The sequence below is a fragment of the Nocardioides pocheonensis genome (assembly GCF_003725535.1).
Classification (GTDB): domain Bacteria; phylum Actinomycetota; class Actinomycetes; order Propionibacteriales; family Nocardioidaceae; genus Marmoricola; species Marmoricola pocheonensis.
Genome location: NZ_RJSF01000033.1, coordinates 1 through 3,776, shown reverse-complemented (window position 1 = coordinate 3,776; position 3,776 = coordinate 1). Strand labels below are relative to the sequence as shown.

Below are 3,776 nucleotides of genomic sequence, written 5' to 3'. Positions count from 1 at the left end.
TCCTGAGGAGGTCGCGCAGCGACCGTCTCGAAGGGCTCGCTCCGCTCGCACCTCAACCATCGGGCACCACGGCTACGGCTTCTTCTTCCCCGCCTCGAGCGCCTGCTCCACCAGCCGGCGCGCCTCCTCGATCTTCGTGGCGTAGGTCTGCAGGTCGCCGGCCTTCAGTGCGGTCTCCGCCTCACGGAACTTGTCGTCCGCCTGCTGCAGCAGGACCACCGCCCCGGTCGGCAGCTCGGTCGTGCCACCGGTGCCGGAGCCCGGCTCCGTCGGCGTGACGACCGGCGGCGCGGCACCCAGCACCACCTTGAGCGCACTCGTCAGGTCGGGTCCGATGCCGACCTTGTCCCCGAAGGACACGAGCACGTACTGCAGCGTGGGGTAGTTGCCCGCGCCCGCCTGCCGCACGGTGTAGAGCGGCTGCACGTAGAGCAGCCCGCCGCCCACGGGGAGCGTGAGCAGGTTGCCGTACTCCACCTTCGCGTCGTTCTGCTTGAAGTTCCGGACCGCGGCCGCGACCGCCGGGTCGGAGCTGAACTTGCTCGCGATCTGCGACGGCCCGGCGACCTGGTTGGTGTCGGGCAGCCGCAGGATCTGGAACTTCCCGTACGTCGACGGGTCCGCCGCGTCGGCACCGACCGCTACGAACGCCGAGAGGTTCTGCTTCTTCGCCGGCACGAACACCGAGGTCAGCGAGAACACCGGCTTCTCCCCGGTCTGCGTCGCCACCGAGAGCCGGTACGCCGGCTGCTTGCGGGTCGGCAGGTTGGGGTCCTCGGGGATGTCCCACTGGTCGTTGCCCTCGTAGAACGTCCGCGGGTCGAGGACGTGGTAGGCGGCCAGCAGGCTGCGCTGCACCTTGAACATGTCCTCGGGGTAGCGGAAGTGCGCGAGCAGGTCGGGCGGGATGTCGGACCGGGGCTTCACCACACCCGGGAACGCGCCCTCCCAGGCCTTGAGGATCGGGTCGGAGTCGTCCCAGGCGTAGAGCGTGACCGTGCCGTCGTAGGCGTCGACGGTGGCCTTGACCGCGTTGCGCATGTAGTTGATCTGGTCGGTCGGCAGGGTGGCGTACGCCGTGCGCGGGTTGATCGCGTCGGAGGTCATCTCCTGGAACGACTTCTTCTCCGACAGCGGGTAGCGGTCGGTGGTGGTGTAGCCGTCGAGGATCCACACGATCTTGCCGTTGACGACGGCCGGGAGCGCGTCGTTGTCGACGGTCAGCCAGGGCGCGACCTTCTGCAGCCGCTCGCGCGGCGACCGGTTGTAGAGCACCTTGGAGTCCGCGTGCACCCGGGAGGACAGCAGGAAGTTGGGCTCGCCGAACTTCACGGCGTACAGCGCCTTGCGGAACATCGAGCCGACCCCGACGCCGTCCTTGCCGGCGTACGTGCTGGTCTTGGACTGGCCGGGGGTGCCCGAGCCCTGCGGCACGTCGAGCTCGACGTTGCGACCACCGGCGGCCCTGCCGACGATGGAGTAGGACGGGCTGTTCTCACCGAAGTAGATCTGCGGGCGGTAGCCGTCGGGCTTGTTGGCGTCGGTCAGGACGCCCTCGGGCGGCAGGTCCTTCTCGGCCCACGCGGGCTGGCCGTCCTCGCTCTGCACGAAGTTGCCGGCGCTGTCGCGCTGGTTGCCGTACGCCGCGATCATGCCGTAGCCGTGCGTGTACACGGTGTGCTCGTTGGCCCACTTCTTCTGGCCGTCGGGCAGGCCCTCGAGGTGCAGCTCGCGAGCGGCGACCACCATGTCGCGCTCCTGGCCGTCGACCTGGTAGCGGTCGACGTCGAGCACCGCCGGCACGTTGTAGTAGCCACGCACCTGCTGGAGCTGGTCGAAGGTGCTCGAGACCAGGCTCGGGTCGAGCAGCCGGATGCCGGGCAGCGACGCCGCGTCGGCCGAGAGCTGCGAGGCGTCCAGGCTGGTCTTCGCCGTGTACGGCGTGACCGCGGTCGCGTCCAGGTCGTACGCCGCCCGCGTCGCCGCGATGTTGTGCTTGATGTAGGAGGCTTCCTTGTCCGGCTCGTCGGGCTTGACCTGGAAGCGCTGCACCAGGGCCGGCCAGAGCATCCCGAGGAGCACCGCCGACAGGGCGAACAGCGCCAGCCCGACCGCCGGCAGCATCCACGTGCGCCGGAAGACGTTGGCGAAGAACAGCAGCGCGCAGATCGCGGCGATCGCCATCAGGATGTTCTTCGACGGCAGCATCGCGTGGTCGCGGCTGTAGGTCATGCCGGTGATCAGCGGGCCGCTCTGCGAGGTCAGGTCGAACCGGTCGAGGTAGTAGTCGGCGGCCTTGAGCAGCACCAGCACGCCCAGCAGGACGGACATCTGGGCCTGCGCCGGACCGGACACCTTGCCGACGCGCGCCTGGAGCCGGATCCCGCCATACACGTAGTGCACGGCCAGCGCGGCGAGGAGGCCGATCACCATCGCGGTGATCGCGAAGTCGACCAGGTAGTGCAGCCAGGGCAGGGTGAAGACGTAGAAGCCGATGTCCTTGTGGAAGTAGGTGTCGGTCTGCCCGAAGCTCTGCCGGTGCTCCCACAGCAGGAAGATCCGCCACTTGCCCGAGGCCGAGCCGCCCGCGAAGAGCGCGAACACGAGGCTGACCGAGATCAGCAGCGCGCGACGGATCGGCGTGATCACCTCGCGGTAGCGGTCGAGGTTCGCCTGCTCCGCAGAGTTCGCCCGGAAGGTCGGTCGCAGCCGGAAGGCGATCCAGAGGTTGCCGCCGACGACGAGGCCCATGGCGGCCCCGAAGACCACGAACATCCCGATCTTGGTCCACAGCAGCGTGCTGAACACCTTGCTGTACCCGATGCTGCCGAACCACAGCCTGTCGGTCCAGATGCCCGCGAACAGCGAGAACCCGATCAGCAGGACGGCCATCACGACGATGGTGAGCACCAACGGGCGCGGGCGCCGCGAGTCGTGCCGGATCGGCACCGGTCGACGCGGCTCCTCGGGATCGTCGTTGAAGAAGTCGCTCATCAGCTTCGGGTCTCCTCGAGGTCGAGCGTGGCGTGCAGCAGCGTCAGCAGGCCCGGCACGAGGTCGGGGCTGGTCAGCACCGAATCCGCGTCGTCGTGCGACCGTAGCCTGAGGGCGCACGCGGACCCGCCGGAGCGCAGCGCGGCGGCGACGATCCTGACCTCCTCGCGCGCGGGGTGGCTCGCCGCGAACGCCTGTGCGTCCGCGGGATCGTCGGGCATCTGCTCGTCGGCCTCGGGCGGCAGCACGATCCGCTCGGCGATCGCCGCGCAGCCGGCCACCTCACCGGGCCAGACGATCTCCGCCAGCACCTGCTCGAGGCTGGTGCCCTCGGGCAGCGGCTCCTGCTCGATCGGCGTCAGGCCGCTGGGCTCACCCTCGAGCCCCAGCGCCTCGGCCAGCCCGGGCTCCTGACGGACCAGGGCGGCGGTCTCGACGAGGGCGAAGAGCCGCTCTGGGCGGTCCCACCCGGACTCGGCCGCATGCGCCTCGAGCTCGCGTACGACGGCCTGCAGGTCGGCGTCCGGAGCCGACGGCGTCGGGCTGCTCGAGCTCATCGCGTGCACCGGGGCAGGTCGGCACCGGGGTTGTCGCGCCAGGCCTCGACGTCCTTGATCGCGTCGGCGAGCTTCTCCACCTTCACCAGCCTCATCTTGCCCGGGTCGTAGTGCGACCGCACCGCCTCTGCGCAGTTCGCCGCGGCGACGAGGAACAGCTTGGCGCCGTCGCGCTGGGCCGCCGGGAGCTTCTGGCCGATGCCGCCGATCTCGCCGACGGTGCCG

General features: G+C 69.8%; 2 protein-coding genes and 1 pseudogene. All 3 read right to left on the bottom strand.

Translation table 11 applies throughout. The annotated features are described in order from the left end of the window. Positions 1-72: 72 nt before the first annotated feature. Complete coding sequence (locus EFL26_RS09005; RefSeq protein ID WP_123222569.1) at positions 73-2,994, bottom strand: UPF0182 family membrane protein; 2,922 nt, start codon at positions 2,992-2,994, stop codon at positions 73-75. Beyond that, the gene (locus EFL26_RS09000; RefSeq protein ID WP_123222570.1) at positions 2,994-3,551 is read right to left on the bottom strand and encodes a PPA1309 family protein; all 558 of its coding nucleotides are present in this window, start codon (positions 3,549-3,551) and stop codon (positions 2,994-2,996) included. The genes EFL26_RS09005 and EFL26_RS09000 overlap by 1 nt, the downstream gene beginning before the upstream one ends. Next, positions 3,548-3,776: pseudogene (locus tag EFL26_RS24160) on the bottom strand (YlbL family protein); the annotation flags it as partial. The pseudogene EFL26_RS24160 and the gene EFL26_RS09000, both read right to left, overlap by 4 nt.